This is a genomic window from Pseudomonas sp. GW821-FHT02C04, assembly GCF_059421845.1.
This window is the reverse complement of record NZ_JBWKVT010000009.1, coordinates 79927-101439: the sequence shown is the minus strand read 5'-3', so window position 1 is coordinate 101439 and position 21513 is coordinate 79927. Positions and strand designations below refer to the sequence as shown.

The window sequence follows — 21513 nt, the reverse complement described above, 5'->3', positions numbered from 1 at the left end:
CCTCAAATGCCTTTGAAGACCCCCGGTCTGCGCTCCACCAGCGAGCGCACGCCTTCCTTGGCATCCTCACTGGCCAGCAACTTCTTCACCAGCGGCGGCAAGCTCTGCGCCGCTGCGGTCTCGCCTTCATAGCGCGCCTGACGTGCCGACATCAGCGTCGCCTGCACCCCCAGCGGCGCCTGTCGGGCGATCCGTTCGGCCAGTTCGATGGCTCGCGGCAGCAAATCTTCACTGGCCATGACTTCCTGCACCAGGCCCAGGCGCAGCGCATCATGGGCATCAAACTCGTCGCCGGTCAGCAGCCAGCGCATGGCATTGCCCCAGCCGGCGATCTGATGAAAGCGCAACGTCGCACCGCCAAACGGAAAGATCCCACGCTGCACTTCCATCTGCGCGAACCGGGTGTTACTGGCGCACAGGTTGATGTCCGCGGCGAGCATCAGCTCGATACCGATGGTCAGGCAATAGCCTTGCGCGGCGACAATCACCGGTTTGCTGACCCGTGGCCCGACAAATACACCCCACGGATCGCAACCGCCGGGCGGCACCTGCCAGCCCTGGGCGAGGGCGGAGCTGGCGTTGACCAGATCGAGCCCGGCGGTGAAATGCTCGCCATGCCCGAACACTACGGCCACCCGCGCGTCGCTGTCGGCCTCGAATTCACCGTAGGCCAGGGCCAGGTCATTAAGCAGATCCAGATCGAAAGCATTGCGCTTGGCTGCACGGTCCAGACCAATCAAATGGACGTGACCGTGGCGCGCACGGCTGACGCGGCCGGGGCAGGGCTGATTCATGGGTGTTTCCTCGGACGGGAAGAAAGGGTGCAGCGACCAGATGCCGCACGTCGGTGAATCGTTTAAGCGCCATCGCCCGCAGGGCCGGGGTCTTTGAAAAATAGACCTTTGCCCGATTATCCGCAAAACCCCGTTACACAGCGGTGACAACTGCATTTCATCGATAAAAAAAGCTCCCTTTTTGGGCAAATTCCGGTATAGTGCGCGCCGGCCTTTAACCGGGCCGCGTTTAGGTAGCGCAATTCCCCGAAGTCAGCTTCGGCTGCACGTCCGCACTGCGGGCTCTTCCTTGACGATTCTTTTTCATTCATTCGTTTTCGCAAATCCCCGCCGACAAAGCTGCCAGGGCGACTCTTGAGTCTCAACACGGCATGTGCAGCTTTGGAGCATGGGTCTTTGCGGATGCACTTAGAGGCAGACCCATGACCCAGGAAATCGGCGGCTTCGCCGCTCTTGAACTTCATCCCAATATTGTCGCTGCAGTAGTCGCTACCGGCTATGAAGAGCCTTCGGCCATTCAGCAGCAGTCGATCCCGATCATCCTCGCCGGTCACGATATGATTGGTCAGGCGCAAACCGGTACCGGTAAAACCGCTGCCTTTGCCCTGCCTATCCTGCACCGCATTGATCCGTCCAAGCGCGAGCCGCAAGCTCTGATCCTGGCCCCAACTCGTGAGTTGGCGCTACAAGTTGCAACCGCTTTCGAAACCTACGCCAAGCAAATGCCGGGCGTAACTGTTGTGGCTGTCTACGGCGGCGCGCCGATGGGCCCACAATTGAAAGCAATCCGTAATGGCGCACAGATCGTTGTCGCCACTCCGGGCCGTCTGTGCGACCACCTGCGTCGCGACGAAAAAGTGCTGCAGACCGTGAACCACCTGGTTCTCGACGAAGCAGACGAAATGCTCAAGCTGGGCTTCATGGACGACCTCGAAGTCATCTTCAAGGCCATGCCGGAAACCCGTCAGACCGTATTGTTCTCGGCGACCCTGCCGCAATCGATCCGTGCCATCGCCGAGCGTCACCTGCGCGATCCAAAGCACGTGAAGATCCAGAGCAAGACTCAGACCGTTACCGCGATCGAACAGGCTCACCTGTTGGTTCACGCTGACCAGAAGACCTCTGCCGTTCTCAGCTTGCTGGAAGTGGAAGATTTCGACGCTCTGATCATGTTCGTGCGCACCAAGCAAGCGACCCTGGATCTGGCCAGCGCCCTCGACGCCAAAGGCTACAAAGCCGCAGCGTTGAACGGTGACATCGCCCAGAACCAGCGTGAGCGCGTTATCGACTCGCTGAAAGATGGCCGTCTGGACATCGTTGTGGCGACCGACGTAGCCGCCCGTGGTCTGGACGTACCGCGCATCACCCACGTATTCAACGTGGACATGCCGTACGATCCGGAATCCTACGTGCACCGTATCGGCCGTACCGGCCGTGCCGGTCGCGAAGGCCGCGCGCTGCTGCTGGTGACTCCACGTGAGCGCCGCATGCTGCAAGTGATCGAGCGTGTAACCGGTCAGAAAGTTGCCGAAGTGCGTCTGCCGGACGCCCAGGCCGTTCTCGATGCCCGCATCAAGAAACTGACTAACAGCCTGTCGCCGCTGGTGGCTGACGCCGAATCGACTCACGGTGATCTGCTGGATCGCCTGACCGCCGACATCGGTTGCACCCCGCGTGCCCTGGCTGCCGCTCTGCTGCGCAAGGCCACCAATGGTCAGGCGCTGAACCTGGCAGCGATCGAGAAGGAACGTCCACTGGTGCCGAACAGCGCTCCACGTGGCGACCGTCCTGAGCGTTCCGGTGACCGTCCTGATCGTGGTGATCGCGAGCGTCGTGCTCCGATGCCGCTGGGCGAAGGCCGTGCCCGTTGCCGTACCGCGCTGGGCGCGCGTGACGGTATCGCGGCGAAAAACCTGCTGGGCGCCATCCTCAACGAAGGTGGTCTGGCACGTGAAGCCATCGGTCGCATCCAGGTGCGTGACAGCTTCAGCCTCGTCGAGCTGCCGGAAGATGGTCTGGACAAACTCCTGACCAAGCTGAAGGACACTCGCGTTGCCGGTAAGCAGTTGAAGCTGCGTCGCTACCGCGAAGATTGATCCGCCCTTGGGCTGATTGATCGCACATAAAAAATCCCCGACTGGTTCGGGGATTTTTTTTGCCTGCGATTTGAGGTGGGAACGAACTCGTCAGCCGAAGCGGTAGATGTCCATGCCCAGCGCGCCCATGGTGAACCCTTGGTGCGCAATGCTGAACTCACCGCCGGCGCCGCGAGCGAAGTACAGCGGCAACAGATGCTCGTCGCTCGGATGGCTGCGCACGGCGTTTGGTGCTTGCTGGCGGTAATCGTGCAGGGCGGCTTCATCATTGGCCGCCAGCTTCTCGATAATCCAGTCCCGGAAGTCCCGGGCCCACGGCTCGACGCTTTCCGGGCCGGCATGCCAGTCCAGCTCACGCAGGTTGTGGGTGATGCTGCCGGACCCGATCAACAGAATGCCTTGGCCGCGCAGACTGGCCAGCGCCTGGCCGACGCGAGTCTGCAACGCCGGGCCGCCACGGCTGGGCAGGGAAACCTGAACCACCGGGATGTCGGCTTGCGGATACATCAGCGACAGCGGCACCCACACGCCATGGTCGAACGGTCGTTGCGGGTCGAGACGCGCGGGCAGGTTATTGACGGTCAGCAGTTCGGCGACCTCTTGCGCCAATTGCGGATTGCCCGGTGCGGGGTACTGCACTTCAAACAATGCACGGGGGAAGCCGCCGAAATCGTGCCAGGTTTCCGGTTGCGGATGGCTGCTGACCAGCAGCTCATGGCTTTCCCAGTGGGCGGAAACGATGACGATGGCTTTCGGGCGTGGCAGTTCGGCGGCCAGACGCGCCAGGGCCGGGCCGCTGGCGCCGGGTTCCAGGGCGAGCATGGGCGAGCCGTGAGAGATAAACAGGCTGGGAAGCATGGAAGGGTTCCTGAGCGTTAAGATGGTTCATCTTCAGTCAGTTCATTGATCTAATTCCAATATAAGTTTTAACGCTTTTTGATCGAATTCTTAGGAGGAACCATGCAGCCGGAGTTTTGGCACAAGAAGTGGGAATCGAACCAGATCGGCTTTCACCAACCCGAGGTGAACCCGTATTTGCAACGGCATTGGCCCGATCTGGCCATCCCGGCGCAGGCGCGTGTGCTGGTGCCGTTGTGCGGGAAAAGCCTGGATCTGTTGTGGCTGGCCGGTCGTGGGCATCGGGTTCTCGGCGTCGAGCTGTCGCAGAGGGCTGTCGAAGACTTCTTCCGTGAACAGCAATTGCAGCCGCAGATCAGCGAAGAGGGCGGCTTCAAGGTTTATCGGGCCGGGGCGATCGAGTTGTGGTGCGGGGATTTTTTCGCCTTGTCCGCGAGCGATGTGGCCGATTGCACGGCGCTGTATGACCGCGCGGCGCTGATTGCCTTGCCGGCACCGATGCGTGAGCGCTACGCGACGCACTTGCAGAATATCTTGCCGGCGGGCGTACACGGTTTGCTGATTACGCTGGATTATGATCAGGCGCAAATGCCCGGGCCGCCGTTTGCGGTGGAAGATGCCGAGGTGCAGCGACTGTTTGGTGGCGGCTGGCAGGTGCAGGCGCTGGAAGAGCAGGGCGTATTGAGTGAAAGCGGGAAGTTCCTGCAGGCGGGAGTGACGCGCCTGGAAGAGCGGGTTTACCGGCTGAATGGCCAGTAAACAGGCACAAAAAAGGCCCGCATCATTGCGGGCCTTTCTGTTTGGGCCGGGCTGATCAGCCGCGACGACGCAGGGCGTCGATACGCTCTTCCAGCGGCGGGTGGCTCATGAACATGCGGGCGAACCCTTGTTTGATGCCACCGTTGATGCCGAAGGCGTTCAGGGTGTCAGGCATGTGCACTGGCAGTCCCTGCTCGGCGCGCAGGCGTTGCAGGGCGCCGATCATCGCGCTGGTACCGGCCAGACGGGCGCCGGCTTCGTCGGCACGGAACTCCCGTTTGCGCGAGAACCACATCACGATCGCGCTGGCCAGGATGCCCAGAACCAGTTCGGCAAAGATGGTCGCGATGTAATACGCGATGCCCTGGCCTTCCTCGTTCTTGAAGATCACCTTGTCAACGAAGTTGCCGATGATCCGCGCGAAGAACATCACGAAGGTGTTCACCACGCCCTGGACCAGTGCCAGGGTGACCATGTCGCCGTTGGCCACGTGGCCGATCTCGTGGGCCAGAACGGCTTTCACTTCATCCGGAGAGAAACGCTCCAGCAAGCCCTGGCTGACCGCGACCAGCGCGTCGTTCTTGTTCCAGCCGGTGGCGAAGGCGTTCGCTTCGTAGGCCGGGAAAATCCCGACTTCGGGCATCTTGATCCCGGCTTCGCGGGACAGTTGCTCGACGGTTTGCATCAGCCATTGCTCGTGGCGGGTGCGCGGCTGGGTGATGATCTGGGTGCTCGTGCTCATCTTCGCCATCCACTTGGAGATGAACAGCGAGAACAGCGAACCGGCGAAACCAAAGACGGCACAGAAGACCAGCAGCTGACTGAGGTTGAGGTCAACCCCGTTGGCCGCCATGAACCCGTTGAAGCCGAACAGGCTCAGGGTGATGCTGGCTATCAGCACGACCGCCAGGTTAGTGGCCAAAAACAGCAGGATGCGCATCATGGTTGTAGAAATCTCCTCAAGCTAAAGATGTAGCGTACTGCGGGGTATATAAGGTGCGGCACCGGGCGATTCAACCGAGTGACTATTTCAAACTGTGTCCTACATCGGATTCTCCGGTGTGCGGGACAATTCCCCCCCCTGAAGACGACAAGGATGACAGCCGCGCACCACCCACCGGCATTGCATCAGGCGCATGTGATCGGTACGAATCGACAGTGTAGAAGGCGTACGGAAGGGGGCGGGGCAGAAGTGTTGCTGAATCAGACAGTGCGCAACGAAAGGCTCGTTGCGCACTGATCGCCGGTTACTGGCGGTAGGACTTGAGGAAGTTGCCGATGCGCCCGATGGCCATGTCCAGGTCATCGACACGCGGCAGGGTCACGACACGGAAGTGATCCGGCCACGGCCAGTTGAAGGCCGTGCCCTGAACCACCAGCAGCTTCTCGGACAGCAGCAGGTCGAGGACGAATTTCTCGTCGTTGTGGATCGGGCAGACCTTCGGGTCGATCTTCGGGAAGGCATACAGGGCGCCCATCGGCTTCACGCAGCTCACGCCGGGAATGTCGTTGAGCAACTCCCAGGTGCGGTTGCGCTGTTCCAGCAGGCGACCTTGCGGCAAGACCAGGTCGTTGATGCTCTGATAGCCGCCAAGGGCGGTCTGGATCGCGTGCTGGCTCGGCACGTTGGCACACAGGCGCATGTTGGCCAGCATGTCGATGCCTTCGATGTAGCTGTGGGCGTTGTGTTTCGGCCCGGAAATGGCGATCCAGCCGGAACGGAAACCCGCCACGCGATACGACTTCGACAGACCGTTGAAGGTCAGGCACAGCAGGTCCGGCGCCAGCGAAGCGGTGCAGATGTGCACGGCGTCGTCGTAAAGAATCTTGTCGTAGATCTCGTCGGAGAACACCACCAGGTTGTGCTGACGGGCCAGTTCCAGCATGCCCAGCAACACTTCCTTCGAATACACCGCGCCGGTCGGGTTGTTCGGGTTGATGATCACCATGGCCTTGGTGTTCGGGGTGATCTTGGCCTTCATGTCGGCCAGGTCCGGGAACCAGTCGGCGCCTTCGTCGCACAGGTAGTGCACCGCGTTACCGCCGGCCAGACTCACGGCTGCGGTCCACAGCGGATAGTCCGGCGCCGGCACCAGCACTTCGTCACCGTTGTTGAGCAGTGCCTGCAACGACATCACGATCAGCTCGGACACGCCGTTACCCAGGTAGATGTCTTCGATGCCGACACCTTCGACCTGCTTCTGCTGGTAGTACTGCATCACGGCCTTGCGCGCGCTGAACAGGCCTTTGGAGTCGCTGTAGCCCTGGGCGGTCGGCAGGTTGCGGATCACGTCCTGGAGAATTTCGTCCGGCGCTTCGAAACCAAAGGGCGCCGGGTTGCCGATGTTCAGCTTGAGGATGCGATGGCCTTCCTCTTCCAGGCGTTTGGCGTGCTTGAGCACTGGGCCGCGAATGTCGTAGCAGACGTTGGCGAGCTTGTTCGATTTGCTGAACTGCATGGCGATGTGATCCCGAAAATGAACGATCCAGGCGGCGAATGGACAACCGTGCTGGGAATCCTGCGTCTTCACACAGGCAAGCGTCTTGAGCGGCGGTTTCCAACAATCCGTTTGAATGCGCAGGATCCCGCTGCCAGACTGGCGTGTGACGAGGCGCAATCATACGTGCCACCCGATCCGTGGAAAAGGTACAGATCGGGCTTTTTCAGCCGTTGAGGTGTGATGATGGAAAAGATAGAAAAGACCCTGGAAGAATGGCGCGCGATGCTCGACCCGGAGCAATACAACGTGTGTCGTCTCAGTGCCACCGAGCGACCGTTCTCGGGCAAATACAACGCCACCAAGACCGACGGTGTCTATCACTGCATCTGCTGCAACGAGCCGTTGTTCGATTCCAAGACCAAATTCGACTCCGGTTGCGGCTGGCCGAGCTTCTACGCACCGATCGGCGAGAGCGCCATGACCGAAATCCGTGACACCAGCCACGGCATGATCCGCACCGAAGTGAAATGCGCCCGATGCGATGCGCACCTCGGCCACGTATTCCCTGACGGTCCGCCGCCGACCGGTCTGCGTTACTGCATCAATTCGGTGTGCCTGGACCTGGTGCCGCGCGAATAGCCGATGCGGGCGATCCCTGGATCGCCATTCGGATAATTAAATTGCACACAATTCAATTGCTCGCTATTTTTACAGCTTCTCAACTTTCCAGAGTGCGCACCATGAGCGACAACCTGCTGAACATCCCGTGCACCACCATCAAGGGTGAGCAAAAGACCCTGGCCGATTTCGCCGGCAAAGCGGTGCTGGTGGTCAACACTGCCAGCAAGTGCGGCTTCACACCGCAATACAAGGGCCTTGAAGAGCTGTGGCAGACCTACAAGGATCAGGGACTGGTGGTGCTGGGCTTTCCGTGCAACCAGTTCGGCAAGCAGGAGCCCGGCAACGAGGGTGCGATCAGCGAGTTCTGCGAGCTCAATTACGGCGTCAGCTTCCCGCTGTTCAAGAAGATCGAAGTCAACGGTAACGGTGCGCATCCGCTGTTCGTGCAGTTGAAGAAGCGTGCGCCGGGTGTACTGGGTTCCCAGGGCATCAAGTGGAACTTCACCAAATTCCTGATCGGCAAGGACGGCCAGTTGGTCAAGCGCTTCGCCCCGGCCACCAAGCCGCAGGATCTGAGCCGCGAGATCGAAGCCCTGCTCAAATGAACGATCTGTCAGCCGATGCACTGAAGCTCGACAGTCAGTTGTGCTTCAAGCTGTACGCCGCGTCCCGGGCCGTGATTCGTGCCTACAAGCCGATGCTCGATCAGCTCGGCCTGACCTACCCGCAATACCTGGCGATGCTGGTGCTGTGGGAATGGCAGGACGCGGCGCCGGAACAACCGACCGTCAAGGCACTGGGCGAGCGTCTGGCGCTGGATTCCGGGACGCTCACGCCGCTGCTCAAGCGCCTGGAGCAACTGCAACTGGTGCAGCGCCAACGTTCGGCGCGGGACGAGCGTGAGGTTCACCTGAGCCTCACGCCTCAGGGGCAGGCGTTGCGCGAGCAGGTCGGGCCGTTGAAGGACCGGTTGCTGTGCGACAGCGGCGTGGACCTGGATCGTCTCAACGAACTGCGCACCGGGCTTGATCATCTGCTGGGGCAAATCAAAGCGCTGTCGTAGTCGGTATCCACTGATCCAGCAGCGCTGCCAGTTCTTCGCGACGGAAGGGTTTGGCCAGGTAGTCGCTCATGCCCGCCGCCCGGCAGCGTTCCCGCTCCTCGGACATGGCGTTGGCCGTCAACGCCACGATTGGCAGGTGTGGCCAGCGACCGCTCTGACGGATCTGCCGGCTCGCTTCGTAACCGTCCATCACCGGCATGTTGCAGTCCATCAGCACCAGATCGAACTCATGGTGTTCCAGTTGATCCAGCGCTTCTGCACCATGGGCCGCCACCACCACCTCGCAGCCGAGTTTACCGAGCATTCCCTTGGCCACCAGTTGGTTGACCGGGTTGTCCTCCACCAGCAACACCCGCCCGCGACGCTGAGATGGCACGCTTTCAAGACGCGCACGGTCGATGGTGGTGATGTCCGGTTGCAGGGTTCTGCGCAGATTCTGATACAGCGCGTTGCGTGCCAGAGGACGCGCCTGCTGCTGCAGCGGGGCAAGGGCCGCAGCTTCTTCGCCCGGCATGAAACTGCCGTAAGCCGTCACCAGCAGAATCGGTGCGGTCATGGTCGGGCGCAGGCCAAACAGGCATTCGGGGCAATCGGTGATGATGATGTCCGGTGACGGGCCGAGGAGTGACGCTTCAATCGTGCGCTGTTCGTACGACAGACCCCAGACCGGCAACAGACTGCCCAACAGCTCTGACAGGCCGCTGGCCGCAGTGGTGATGGCGAGCACGCTGCCATGCAGCGGGGCCGGGATGACCGCGCGGGTGTGGCAGGGCAGCGGCAGTTCGGCACAGAACTGACTGCCGAAACCGACTTCGGAACTGATCGTCAGGCGCCCTTGCATGGCCTCGCACAGGTTGTAGGTCAAGGCCAGGCCCAGCCCGGTGCCGCCGTACTGGCGGGTGATACCGGCTCCGGCCTGGGTGAAGGGCTGGAAAATCTTCACCTGGGCTTCCTGGGCGATGCCGATGCCGGTATCGCAGACTTCGATGCGCACGCCATCTTTCCAGGTCGACAAACGTACATCGACCCGACCAAAACGGGTGAACTTCAGGGCGTTGGACAACAGGTTGCTGACGATCTGCCTCACTCGTGTCGGGTCGCCGAGCACCAGCGCCGGAAAGTGCGGATCGATCAGACACGTCAGCTCCACGCTCGGTGCCGCGTTCTGCGACAGCAGGTTGGCGGTGTCTTCGATCAGCGAGCCGAGGTCGAACGGGATGTGTTCCAGCTCCAGTTGCCCGGCATCGAATTTCGACAGGTCGAGAATATCGTTTAGCAACTCCACCAGCACTTTGCCCGAGTCGTGGGCAATGGACAGTTGTTGCTGCTGTTCGCCATTGAGCGGGCCGTCGAGGGACAGCGCGATCATCCCCAGCAAGCCGTTGAGCGGGGTGCGAATCTCGTGGCTCATGTTGGCGAGGAATGCCGAGCGGGCCTCTGCCATGTCCAGTGCGGTGCTGCGGGCGACCTCCAGTTCCTCGTTGGACTGGCTGAGGCGGGCGTTGATGGCTTTCAGTTCGGCGGTGCGTGCCGACACGATGTCTTCAAGTTGAGCGAGGTAGTCGGTGAGACGGTTTTCTGCGGTGCGCCGTTGCTGGATTTCCGTGGCGATGTTCTCGAACTGTTGGTTGGCGACCTTCACCAGCACGCCGATCTCGTCGTTGGCGTGTCCACTCGGACATTCCAGGGTGGTCGGTTCGGCACTGCGTGGATCGCGCCCGCTGAGTTCACGGATGACCCGCACCAGCGGCTTGGTCAGCATCACGTAGAACAGCGCCAGCAGGATGCCGGTCAGGATCAGGCTGCGGGCAAAACCGTTGAGCAGCGTGACTTCGGCCCGGCGCAGGAATCGGCTGCCGAAGGCATAGGTGTCGACCTCCAGGCTCAGGGTGCCGAGGGATTCGTTGGGCAAGTGGTCGAGATAGAGCCGATCTTCGAACTCGCGTTTGGCACCGAACAGAAAGTCGCTGATCAACCGATAGCCGCTTTGCAGCTCCGGGCGCTTCACGCTGGCCAGAACCGTCTGATTGTTGTCGGTCAGCTGTGCGGAAATGATGGCCGGCGAGCGCAGCAGGCCCAGCGTGAGCTCCTGGGCCAGTTCGGCATCGATGTTATAGGCGATACGCGAGGCCGGGTTATGGCTGATTTCCAGCAAAGACAGGATTTCACGGTTGATGGACGCGTCTTCACTGGCATAATCGATGCCGATTTGCAGCAGGCTGAGCAGCGTGCCCAGAATGAACCCGACCAGCACGGTAAGCCGGGCCTGTTTGTATGACAGCCGGTGGGTGAATTTGATATCCATGGGGTGTTGAACCACTTCCGTTTCCCTTCGCTGCTCAAGCATAGTCGATCATGTATGGATACCGTGGTTCCCGAATCGCCTTGTAACAAGGGCCGGGGCGGGTGTCGAACGCTATCGGTCGTCGCTGTATCGCCATCATTACTGTGAACCAGCCCGAGGAAAAGACGTGGATTCCCGATTGAATGCTTTTCTTGAGCGCGCCGAATCGGTTCTGGCGCGGATCGAACCGCTGCTGCCGGCGCCACGCCCGGTCATCGATTGGGGCACTTGCCTGGCCGCACGCTGGCAGCGTGACGGTCGCAGCGGCTATCTGCTGCCGCTGGAAGTCAGCCTCGACATGCGTCTTTCGGACTTGATCGGTGTCGATCGGCAACTGGAGCAACTGGGCCGAAATACCCAACAGTTCCTCGATGGCATGCCGGCCAACCATGCGCTGCTCTGGGGTTCGCGCGGTACCGGTAAATCCTCGCTGGTACGGGCGCTGCTGGCCGAGCACGCCAAGGCAGGCTTGCGCCTGATCGAGATCGAGCGCGATCACCTGGCCGACCTGCCACGGGTGGTGGAGCAGATCGGCAAACTGCCGCAACGTTTCGTGCTGTTCTGCGATGACCTGTCGTTCGAATCCGGCGAAGGTGATTACCGTGTGTTGAAAAGCGTGCTGGATGGCTCGCTGGAGCAGGCGCCGGACAACGTGTTGCTGTACGCCACCTCCAACCGTCGCCATCTGGTGCCGGAAAAGGAAAGCGACAACGAAAACTGGAAGCGCGTCGATGGCGAACTGCACCCGAGCGAAGCGGTGGAGGACAAGATCGCCTTGTCGGATCGCTTCGGCCTGTGGCTGTCGTTCTATCCGTTCACCCAGGAACATTTCCTCAACGTCGTCGAACACTGGATCGGCCAGTTGGCCGCCAAGGCCGGCCTGAGCTGGCAGCGTGACGAACAACTGGACATTCTCGCCGTGCGCTGGGCGACCGGCCGTGGCAACCGCAACGGACGTTGCGCGTACCAATTCGCCCGTTACTGGGTGGGACTGAAATTGCTGGAGCACAAGGCATGATTGATTTGCAACAGAGCGGCCAGGGCCTCGAAGGTTATGGCATGTTGGCCGCACAACTGGAGTCGCTGCTGGCGGACGAGCGCGATTTCATCGCCAACGCCGCGCAGTTTTCGGCGTTCCTGTTCAACCAGCTCGATGATCTGAACTGGGCCGGTTTCTACCTCAATCGCAATGAAGAGCTGGTGCTCGGCCCGTTCCAGGGCCAGATCGCTTGCGTACGCATTCCGTTCGGTCGCGGTGTGTGTGGCGCGGCGGCGGCCAGTCTGCAGACACAACGGGTCGAAGACGTTCACGCGTTCCCCGGCCACATCGCTTGTGACAGCGCGTCGAACAGCGAACTGGTGGTGCCGTTGGTCAAGGATGGTCGCCTGATTGGCGTACTCGACCTCGACAGTCCGAAGCTTTCGCGTTTCGGCGCAGACGATCAGGCCGGTATCGAACGACTGGCGGCGATCTTCCTGCGCCTGACCGACTGCTGATCACGCCGCAAGACCGGCCTTGCGCAGCACGCCGGCAGGGTCGACTGCATCGATCTGTTGCGGGTCGAGGAAACGGCTGGCGTATTGCAGATACAGGCCTTCGCGGATGAACAGGCCGAACAGCTCGGCATCGATGTGCGCCTCGCGACACATGGTGGCCATGATCCCCAGCGCCTCGCTGAGGGTCTTGGCCTTTTTGTAGGGGCGGTCGGCGGCGGTCAGCGCTTCGAAGATGTCGGCAATCGCCATCATCCGTGCCGGCAGGCTCATCTCCTCGCGTTTCAAACGTTTCGGATAACCGGTGCCGTCCATTTTTTCGTGATGGCCGCCGGCAATCTCCGCCACATTGTTCAGATGCCCGGGGAAGGGCAGATGACTGAGCATCAGGATCGTCTGCACCATGTGGTGGTTGATGATGTAACGCTCCTCGCGGGTCAGCGTGCCACGAGGAATGCTCAGGTTGTACAGCTCGCCACGGTTATATTTGTAGCGCGGGACGTCGAGTTTGAACCCCCATGGATTGTCTTCCGGAATCAGCTCGCTGTCGGCGCGTTCGAGCAGGTGTTCGGGCTTGTCCGCCAAGAGTTTTTCGCTGACTGGCAAGACGGGTGCCGATGTGCGTGCCTGGCGCCGGTTTTCCTCCCAGGACACGCCCAGGCGATCGTCCAGCGTGCGCGTCCAGGTGCGCTGCGCAATGCCCTCAAGACGCTGAAGGTCGGCGTCGGCCATGGCCTCACTGCCCAGATTGCAGCGGGCGACAAAACTGAAATCATCATCCAGCGTTGTCAGCGTCGCGTCGCGCAGGCTGGCCAGTTGTCGTTCGTCGCCACCCGATGCCATGGCTTGCCAGTAGCTGATCCAGACATCGCGCTTGAGCACTTCGAACCGGGTGCGGACTTCATGGATGCGATCGTTCAGGGTTTCCAGTTTGGTGGCTTTGTCGACGACGTATTCCGGCGTCGTGACTTTGCCGCAGTCATGCAGCCACGCGGCGATGTGCAAGGCTTCCCATTCGTCCTCACTGGGCTGGTAGTCGCTGAAGGCGGGGGCCTCGCTGGCCGCTGCGGCGTGGGCGAGCATCAGGGTCAGTTCCGGCACGCGTTGGCAATGCCCGCCGGTGTAAGGGCTCTTGGCATCGATGGCGCCGGCGAGCAGTTGAATGAACGCATCCAGCAGTTGTTTCTGCCGGGCTTGCAGACGCTGGCTCTCGATACTCACCGCCGCCGCACCGGACACCGCTTGCAGGAACGCGATGCGGTCGGGTCGCAGCTTCTCCAGGTCGGCCGGGGTGCCGCTGTCATTGATCAGCAGCACCAGCAGACCGATTGTTTCGTTGTGCTGGTTGTGCAGGCGGATCCCGATCAGGTGGACGCGCGGCGTGTCCATGGCCAGCAGGACCTTTTGCAGATCGGCGGCCTGTTCGAAGCCAAGGTTGCTGACTACGTTGTCGGCCTGCGCCAGTTGCTCGAACCAGACCGGACCCTGTGCGGTATCAAGGTTGTGGCCTTGAATATCGAACGCTGCCAGCGGCCGGGAAGTGCCGTCGACCACCAGCCCGTAAGGTTCCATGCGGTTGCCATCACTTTCGCGCAGGTAGATCAGACCGGCCTGGGCCTGGGCAATCTGTACCGTTTCAAACAACACCCGTTGCAGCAGCGGGGCGAACCGGGTTTCGGCGGTCAGGCTATCGGTGATGCGAAAGAAGCTGGCCAGGGTGTCCTTCATCCGCGCCATCGACAGGCTCAACTGGTCAACCTCCAGCACAGGCGAGCGACGGGTCACGGGAAAGTTGAAATCGAAGCTGCGGATGGCATCGGCTTCCTTGACCAGTGCATGCAGCGGCTTGACCAGAATCCGCGAGATCAGCCAGCCCAGCGGCAGGCACAGCAACAGGGTGGCAAGGGTGATCAGCGCACCTTGCCAGCGCATGCGATAGGCATCGGCCAGTAACTCGTCTTCCGGTACCAGCAAGGCCATCTGCAAACCTTTCGGGCCACCTTCCTGCAGGCTGCTGCGGGCGACGATCCAGCGTCGTCCGTCAGCTTTCAGGCGTTTGCCCTGATGATCGGCAGACAGCAGGGCATGCAGACTCGGGCTCAGGTCGGCCGCCTTGGCCAGGCGGGCGGTACGGTCATCGACGATCAGCCGGCTGCTGTCGGGATATGCCACGGCGTTGCCTTCGGCATCGAACAGGACGATTTCTGTCGCTGGCGTCACCACGTGTTTGGTCAGGGTCGCCGACAGTGCGTCGAGGGTCAGGTCGGCAGCGATCACCGCATGCACGCTGCTGCGCCGGGCGAGGGTGGTGCCGACATTGTGGGTGGAAAAGAACACGTAGGGTTCGGTGGTGATTTGTTCGTTCTGTTGCTGCGCGCGGGTGTACCAGGTGCGGCTGCGCGGGTCGTAGGCATCGTCCGGATTGTCGTGACGACCGACCGCTGACAGCGCCTGGTCGAAGAACAGCGATTGCGATGTGACGCTGCCATCGGCGTCATGTTCGATGCTCCAGACCTGATACGCCGCTGCATCTGGAGCTTTCAGCAAGGTTCTCAGTGACGCGGTGCGCAACGGGCGCACCATGAAGAAATCGCCGTTGTCGTAACCCAGATACAACGAGGCCAGGTCCGGGTTGTCCGCCAGTGACTGGCTGAACGGCTTGAGCAGCGTCAGGCGTTGTTCAAGCGTTGAGGCCTGAGTCCCGGGGGTGTCCGCGAGCAGGCTCAGCAGGTGCCGGATTGGCGCGTAGGTCGATTGCAGGTCGACGCGTACATCCTGTTCGATGCGTTCGAACAGTTTTTCGCTGCTCGACAGAATGATCTGTGTGGTCTGCCGGTAGTTGAACAGCCCCAGCACGACCCCGGTGAGCAACAGCAGAAAGGTGAACATGACGCTGATGTGCACGTGCAAAGGAAACCGGCGTTGATCCGGGCGCAGTGGGCTGGGCATTGCGGACTCTCCGTGTTGGTAAACACACTGCTCAGCGCCCAAGCATAGTTAAGGCCCGGTCATTCTGCTCTGGTCGGTCAGCGTCAGTTGTTGCTCCAGTGCCTTCTCCAGTTCAAGGATGGCGAAGCTGCTCGCCTTGCAGCGGCGTTTGATCTCGTCTACCGGCAACGCTTGCAGGCAGGCCTGTTCCAATGCGTCGCAACTGTCGATCAGGCGTGACGCCTGGGCAATGCGCGCGGCGCCTTTGATCTTGTGCGCCATCTCGGCCAGAGCCTGGTGATCCCGCCCCGGGGATAACGCCAGCAGATCCTGACGGTCAAGCCGACTGCTGTTGAGCAACTCGGTCAGCAGTCGCCGGATCTGAGCGGGGTTTCCTCCTGTCAGGGAGTGCAGCCCTTGCAGATTGAACGCAGGCGTATGGAGCGCTGGCCGGACACTGTCGACCCATTGGCTCAAGACACTCAGGCTCAGCGGTTTGAACAGGCACTCGTTCATGCCGGCCTGCTTGCAGCGAAGCACCTCTTCCGGTTGGGCATTGGCCGTGAACCCCAGCACGGTGCAGGTGGGGCGCTGCGTGAGTCGTTCGTGGCACCGGATCGCTCGGGTCAGTTCATAGCCATTCATGACGGGCATGTTGCAATCGGCGATGACCAGATCGAATGCGCCGTTCTTCCATTGTTCCAGTGCGCTCTGGCCTTCTTCGGCGATGCTGAAATGGTGCCCCAGAAACTCGAGTTGCTGGCACATCAGCAGGCGATTGGCCGGATGATCGTCGACCACCAGAACGTTCAGCGGGGTAAGGGCGGTCTGGATCTGCGGTTCGTGTTTTCGGCCTGTCACTTCCGCAGGCAGGATGGTCAGCGGCAGCGACACACTTACCTGTGTACCGATCCCGGGCTGGCTGCTCAATTGCAGCTGACCACCCATCATCTCGCACAGGCTGCGGCTGATGACCAGTCCCAGCCCTGCGCCACTGATTGCCCGATCCCGGCCATGGCAGGCCTGGGCGAAAGGTTCGAACAACCGCCGCTGATCCTCGGCAGAGATGCCGATGCCGCTGTCCTGAACCGTCAGTTGTACCTGCGAGCAATCGGGAACATCGCTGGCCTGCAGGTGCAGCGTGATCCGGATCTGGCCTTTTTCGGTGAACTTGATGGCATTGCTGATCAGGTTCGACAGCACCTGTTTGAAGCGCAAGGGGTCCAAGTGCACGTCGACATTCAGTTCGGGAGGAGAAACGTTCACCACCAGCGTCAGCCGTTTCTGCCGGGCCAGGCCTTCGAAGATCCTGACCACCGAGGCGATGGTTTCGATAAGGTTGACCCGCTCGGGGCTCAGGCTCAGGCGCCCTGACTCGATCCGTGCGATATCCAGAATGTCGCCGATCAGCCCCAGCAGATCCTTGGCCGAACTGTAGGCGGTTTCGATGCTGGAGCGGTCCGGATGCACCTTGTCCATGCGCTTGAGTGTCAGTTCGAGCATGCCGATGACCGCATTCATCGGCGTGCGGATTTCGTGGCTCATGGTCGCCAGGAAAGTACTCTTGGCCCGGTTGGCATCATCCGCGCGTTCCTTGGCAGCACGAAGTTCATCGAGCAGTTCATGACGTTCACTGATGTCGATCCAGCCGCCGATGATCCCCTGGACATCGCCGCTGGAGTCGCGGTAAGGCAGGATCCAGTGATAGATCGTCAGGCGCCGGTTGCCGATATGCAACGGCCGGTCGAGCACCAGCGGCCTGCCCTCGGTGACCACCCGTTGATAGTCGGCCTGATAGGCGCGGGCTTCGAAGGCATTGCTCAGGGCGCCTTCCATCACATTCTTGCCGATGACGTCTTCACGCCTGGCATTGAAGGCTTCGAGGTAACTGTCGTTGCAGCTTTGCAGCAGGCCCTGTCGATCTCGCACATAGATCGGGTGGGGCGTGCCATTGACCAGCGAACGCATGAACTCCAGTTGATCGTTCAAGGCGCGTTCGGCCGATTGGCGTTGTTTGATCTGGCGACGCATGTAGGCATTCCAGAGCATCGACAGCAGCAAGAGCAGGCTGGCGCCCCCGATCACCTGATAGAACAGGCGTCGATATTGATGCCAGGTGCCTTGCGACAGGCTGGAGTAGCCCCGCCAGCGACCGTTGATGATGCCCAGTTCTTCGGGCGTTATGCTCATCAGCGTCTTGTCGATGATCGAGCCCAGTTCCGTGTTGTCCCGGGCGGTTGCCAGGGAAAAAGCTGCCTGCCGCGTGCCGATGGTGGTGGTGATCTGCAAGGGCTGTTCGAAGATGTGTGAGGCGATGAAATAGTTGGCGATGACCAGCGAGTTCACCGCGCCCTCGACCTGACCTTCGTCGAGTAGTGCCACCGCACTGAAGGTGTCCGGGGTTTCGATCAACTGGATGTTGGGAAACTCGCGGCGCAGGTATTCGATCATCGGGTTGCCCTGGGCGATGGCCAGACGCTTGCGCTTGAGCTGGCCCAGGTGCGTCGGACTGTCGGCGGCCTTTCGAGTCAGCAGGACATAGGAGTTTTCAAGATAGGGTCGGCTGAACTTGAGGGTTTCTTCGCGCAGGGCGGTTGGCAGCAGGGCGGCGATCAGGTCGGCCTGATGGTTTTCGATCTGCTTGATCATCTCGGCATCGCTGCGACTGCGGCGGACTTCGAAGCGCAGGCCGGTGCGCAAGCGGATCAGTTCGAGCAGGTCGGCGCTGATACCGCGAAAGTTGCCATCGGTATCAAAGAAGCTCAGGGGCGCAAAGGCCTCGTTGACGACCACGCTCACCACCGGGTGTTTTTTCAGCCATTGTTCTTCGCGATGGGTCAGTTGCAGTTTCTGATCGGTCAGCAAGGTATCGCTGCCGGCACTCCAGCGTTTGGCGATGCTTTCCCGCTCGCTGCCCGGGACAGCCTTGAGCACGCTGTCGATGATGCCCAGCAGTTGAGGATTGTCGCGGCGAACGGCAAAGCTGAAACCGTGGGCCTCGTGCTTGCCGAAATTGGCCATGCGGATGTTGTTCAGATAGCCCTTGCTGATCATGTAGTGGGTGGAAATGGTGTCGCCGAGAAACACGTCCGCCTGATCGAAAGCGACCGCGTTGATTGCGTTCTGGTACGACGGATAGGACGTGATGAGGGCCTTGGGATACAGGGCCTTGACCTCGTCCAGCGGCAGATAGTGATACAGCATGCTCAGCCGCAGGCCGGCCAGGCCATCGGTCAGTGAGCGGGTTTCTCCGACGCGGGTGACCAGTACCGGTTGATCGATGGCGTAAGGGCTGGACAGCACGATGTCGGCGTTTTCCGCCTCCAGCCCGTTGGACGTGCCGAGCATGTCGATGCTGCCATCGATCAATGCCCGTATCGCGGCGTCCCGTGTGGCAAAGCGCTTGACCTTGACCGGCAGGCGGGTGGTCTGGCCAATGAGCCCGGCATAATCGGCCGTGAAACCTTCGTAGTCGCGACCGCTGGCGGTCATGTCAAAAGGCGGATAGTCGGGAGCGGACGTGCCCAGAGTCAACTCGTTGCGATTGTGCAGCCAGTCCCGTTGCGAATGTTCAAGCAGGACCGGCAGCAACTTGTCGGACGAACGACTGAGCAGGGCCAGGTCTTGTGAGGTGACGGACGCGGCCGTTACTTGAGCACTTAAACCAAGGCATGCACTCAATACAATCAGACAGGTTTTCAAGCGACTGGGCATGTTGGCTCTCACACGAGTGCGTTACGTTTGGCCATTTCGATAAGTTCTACAAGGGATTTGGCTTTGAGTTTCTGCATCAGGCGTTTTTTATAAGTGCTGACGGTCTTGTTGCTGAGGAACATGCCTTTGGCAATTTCCTTGTTTGTGCGACCTTGGGCAAATAGTTGCAATACCATCAATTCCCGGTCGTTGACGGCTTTGAAAAGTTCCAGTTCCGTGTAACGCACATCATCGCTGCGAACCGGGTTCAGTGCCTGACTGGGAAAATAGTTGTAACCGGATAGAACAGCCTTGATGGCACTGACCAGTTCGCTGAGGTCTTCCTGTTTGCAGACATAACCCGACGCGCCAGACTGCATGCAACGAATGCCGAACAATGTCGGGCACTGTGCGGTCAGTACCAGTGTCTTGAACGGCGAACTCATGGCATTGAAGCGGGCAAGGACTTCCAGACCGTCAAGCTTCGGAATACTGATGTCGAGGATGATCAGGTCAGGCGCGCATTCGCGGACCATTTGCATGGCATCGACCCCGTTATCGGTTTCACCGACGACTTTGTAGCCTTCATGTTCCAACAGCATTCGAACGGCAAGACGGATAACCGGGTGATCATCGACGATAAAAACGGAGTTCATAATAAAGTCCCATGCGAGCGCGAATAAAGGGCGCACCTTAGCTCAGATGGATGAGCGGTCGCATGAACCGACAGTACCTCAGCGGCAATCTAGGATTATTCCTACATATAAAGAAGAATGAGACTACGCGTGAACTAGTTTTGGCGTAGGTAGAGGGGGTGGGGCGTTAATTGGGTTTCGTCAATGGAGCGCTGTGCGTTATTGAATGGTCTGGCTGTTTAATATTTATCGGATATTAAGGTGCTTCGGCTTTTTTTGTATCAGTGATTCTTCGCGATATTTGGACGATGCATATAAAGAAAAATCGGAACCTGCAACAGACCCTGTCCTGAGTCCTGTCTTGTGTGATGCGTGCGCCCGACCGATCAGCGCCTGACCGGTCGGAGCACGAGGCATCACTGGCTGGAGCGCCCCGTCATTTCCAGGGCCATGTCACTGGCATAGCTGTCAGTCATGCCCGCGATGAAGTCGATCATGCGCAGGAACGATGCGTGCAACGGGCCGTGCGGATCCGGGGCATTGTTGCCCAGCAAGTCTAGGATTCGGCGGCTCTTGAACGACGGCGTACGGCCGTTGTGTTGTTCCAGGGCCGCGCCGCAGAACGCGTTGAGCAGAATTTCCAGTGTCGTGTAGGCACCAATCTCGTGCAGCGTCTTGCGCTTGTCCTGGAAGATCTTTCGGCGGGCGATGTCCTTGGCATTCAAGACACAACGTTTGGCCGGGCCATGCATATGCTCCACGAGGTCCCCGTGCAGCGTTCCCGCCAGCAGTGCGTCCTGCTGTTCGACAAAGGCCCGGGCGGCAGCGTTGGTCAGGTGCTCGATGGCCTTGCCCCGCAGGATCGCCAGTTTGCGCCGGCGCGAGTCCTGCGGACCCAGCTGTCGATAGGTTTCCGGCAGATCGTCGCCGACCAGACCCAGCAGCAGCGACTCGACCTCGGCGTAGTCCAGCAGCTCCATCTCCAGGCCATCTTCCAGATCGATCAGCGCATAGCAGATGTCATCCGCAGCCTCCATCAGATACACCAGTGGATGGCGTGCCCAGCGCTGCTCTTCGAGTTGCGGCAGACCCAGTTTGTGGGCGATCTGTTCCAGCAGTGGCAACTCGCTCTGATAGCAGCCGAACTTGTGTTTCTTGTAGCCCAGTGAGTCGGCGTGACGCGCGGTCCATGGGTACTTCAGATAGGTGCCGAGAGTCGCATAGGTCAACCGGGTGCCGCCGTCGAACTGGTGATATTCCAGTTGCGTGAGGACCCGGAAGCCTTGGGCATTGCCCTCGAAGTTCAGGAAGTCATCGCGCTCGGCGTCACTCATCGCATCCAGCCAGCCGCGCCCGGCAGCCTGCTGGAACCAGTGACGAATGGCGTCTTCGCCGGAATGACCGAACGGCGGGTTACCGATGTCGTGGGCCAGGCAGGCGGACTGAACGACCATGCCCAGATCGCTCGGCTCGCACCACTCGGGCAGATCGCGACGCAGGGTTTCACCGACGCGCATGCCCAGCGAACGACCGACGCAACTGACTTCCAGCGAGTGGGTCAGACGCGTGTGGATATGGTCATTGCTCGACACTGGATGCACCTGGGTCTTGCGGCCCAGGCGGCGAAAGGCGCCAGAAAAAATGATGCGGTCATGGTCTTTGTGGAACGGGCTGCGGCCGAGTTCCTGCGGGCTGTGCAGCGGCTTGCCGAGACGTTCGCGGTTGAGCAGGGTTTGCCAATCCAAGGCTGATTCTCTCCGTCGGGTGACTGGTGCCCTAGCTTCCCG

The 21513-nt window shown here is 60.5% G+C and carries 16 protein-coding genes; 7 read left to right on the top strand and 9 right to left on the bottom strand.

The window, feature by feature from the left end:
* Positions 1-2: 2 nt before the first annotated feature.
* A complete protein-coding gene (locus tag AC07VV_RS26225) occupies positions 3-794 on the bottom strand; it encodes a crotonase/enoyl-CoA hydratase family protein (RefSeq protein WP_096821077.1) in 792 nt (263 codons plus the stop codon).
* A gap of 422 nt (positions 795-1216) precedes the next feature.
* On the opposite strand from AC07VV_RS26225, the gene AC07VV_RS26220 reads away from it, so the two are divergent.
* Positions 1217-2890 (top strand): DEAD/DEAH box helicase, encoded by a 1674-nt coding sequence (locus AC07VV_RS26220; protein WP_007955707.1) that lies wholly within the window; start codon positions 1217-1219, stop codon positions 2888-2890.
* A 90-nt stretch (positions 2891-2980) separates the two neighbouring features.
* Here AC07VV_RS26220 and AC07VV_RS26215 read toward each other — a convergent pair whose 3' ends face one another.
* Positions 2981-3748, bottom strand: a complete 768-nt coding sequence (locus AC07VV_RS26215; RefSeq protein ID WP_495037904.1) for a DODA-type extradiol aromatic ring-opening family dioxygenase — start codon at positions 3746-3748, stop codon at positions 2981-2983.
* 102 nt (positions 3749-3850) lie between these two features.
* Between AC07VV_RS26215 and AC07VV_RS26210 the strand changes: the two genes are divergently transcribed.
* Positions 3851-4507 carry a thiopurine S-methyltransferase gene (locus AC07VV_RS26210; RefSeq protein WP_495037903.1) on the top strand — a complete coding sequence of 219 codons (657 nt, stop codon included), beginning with the start codon at positions 3851-3853 and terminating at the stop codon, positions 4505-4507.
* 55 nt (positions 4508-4562) lie between these two features.
* On the opposite strand, the gene htpX is transcribed toward AC07VV_RS26210, so the two are convergent.
* Both htpX and AC07VV_RS26200 read right to left on the bottom strand, forming a co-directional pair.
* Positions 4563-5450: a protease HtpX gene (gene htpX / locus AC07VV_RS26205; protein WP_102620441.1), complete on the bottom strand. Its 888-nt coding sequence runs from the start codon at positions 5448-5450 to the stop codon at positions 4563-4565.
* A gap of 304 nt (positions 5451-5754) precedes the next feature.
* A complete protein-coding gene (locus AC07VV_RS26200; RefSeq protein ID WP_169431313.1) occupies positions 5755-6966 on the bottom strand; it encodes a pyridoxal phosphate-dependent aminotransferase in 1212 nt (403 codons plus the stop codon).
* A gap of 225 nt (positions 6967-7191) precedes the next feature.
* Between AC07VV_RS26200 and msrB the strand changes: the two genes are divergently transcribed.
* From msrB to AC07VV_RS26185, 3 genes are all read left to right on the top strand, one after another.
* Positions 7192-7587, top strand: coding sequence for a peptide-methionine (R)-S-oxide reductase MsrB (gene msrB, locus AC07VV_RS26195; protein WP_096821149.1), 396 nt, complete (start codon positions 7192-7194; stop codon positions 7585-7587).
* A 101-nt stretch (positions 7588-7688) separates the two neighbouring features.
* Positions 7689-8174, top strand: coding sequence for a glutathione peroxidase (locus tag AC07VV_RS26190; protein ID WP_085607138.1), 486 nt, complete (start codon positions 7689-7691; stop codon positions 8172-8174).
* A complete protein-coding gene (locus AC07VV_RS26185; RefSeq protein ID WP_495037902.1) occupies positions 8171-8632 on the top strand; it encodes a MarR family winged helix-turn-helix transcriptional regulator in 462 nt (153 codons plus the stop codon). The genes AC07VV_RS26190 and AC07VV_RS26185 overlap by 4 nt, the downstream gene beginning before the upstream one ends.
* Here AC07VV_RS26185 and AC07VV_RS26180 read toward each other — a convergent pair.
* Complete coding sequence (locus tag AC07VV_RS26180; protein WP_096821082.1) at positions 8616-10937, bottom strand: hybrid sensor histidine kinase/response regulator; 2322 nt, start codon at positions 10935-10937, stop codon at positions 8616-8618. The two genes, AC07VV_RS26185 and AC07VV_RS26180, sit on opposite strands and share 17 nt — an antisense overlap.
* Before the next feature lie 166 nt (positions 10938-11103).
* On the opposite strand from AC07VV_RS26180, the gene AC07VV_RS26175 reads away from it, so the two are divergent.
* Together AC07VV_RS26175 and AC07VV_RS26170 are read left to right on the top strand one after the other, a co-directional pair.
* Complete coding sequence (locus tag AC07VV_RS26175; RefSeq protein WP_096821083.1) at positions 11104-11994, top strand: ATP-binding protein; 891 nt, start codon at positions 11104-11106, stop codon at positions 11992-11994.
* The gene (locus tag AC07VV_RS26170; protein WP_085710746.1) at positions 11991-12473 is read left to right on the top strand and encodes a GAF domain-containing protein; all 483 of its coding nucleotides are present in this window, start codon (positions 11991-11993) and stop codon (positions 12471-12473) included. The genes AC07VV_RS26175 and AC07VV_RS26170 overlap by 4 nt, the downstream gene beginning before the upstream one ends.
* Here the strand turns inward: AC07VV_RS26170 and AC07VV_RS26165 are convergent, their stop codons facing one another.
* The 4 genes from AC07VV_RS26165 to AC07VV_RS26150 all read right to left on the bottom strand — a co-directional run bounded on the left by AC07VV_RS26165 (position 12474) and on the right by AC07VV_RS26150 (position 21471).
* Complete coding sequence (locus AC07VV_RS26165; RefSeq protein ID WP_495037901.1) at positions 12474-15419, bottom strand: HD domain-containing phosphohydrolase; 2946 nt, start codon at positions 15417-15419, stop codon at positions 12474-12476.
* Between the two features lie 48 nt (positions 15420-15467).
* A complete protein-coding gene (locus tag AC07VV_RS26160; RefSeq protein WP_495037900.1) occupies positions 15468-19112 on the bottom strand; it encodes a transporter substrate-binding domain-containing protein in 3645 nt (1214 codons plus the stop codon).
* Positions 19113-19120: 8 nt separating this feature from the next.
* Positions 19121-19747, bottom strand: coding sequence for a response regulator transcription factor (locus AC07VV_RS26155; protein ID WP_096821086.1), 627 nt, complete (start codon positions 19745-19747; stop codon positions 19121-19123).
* Positions 19748-20142: 395 nt separating this feature from the next.
* Complete coding sequence (locus AC07VV_RS26150) at positions 20143-21471, bottom strand: deoxyguanosinetriphosphate triphosphohydrolase (RefSeq protein WP_495037899.1); 1329 nt, start codon at positions 21469-21471, stop codon at positions 20143-20145.
* Positions 21472-21513: the final 42 nt, after the last annotated feature.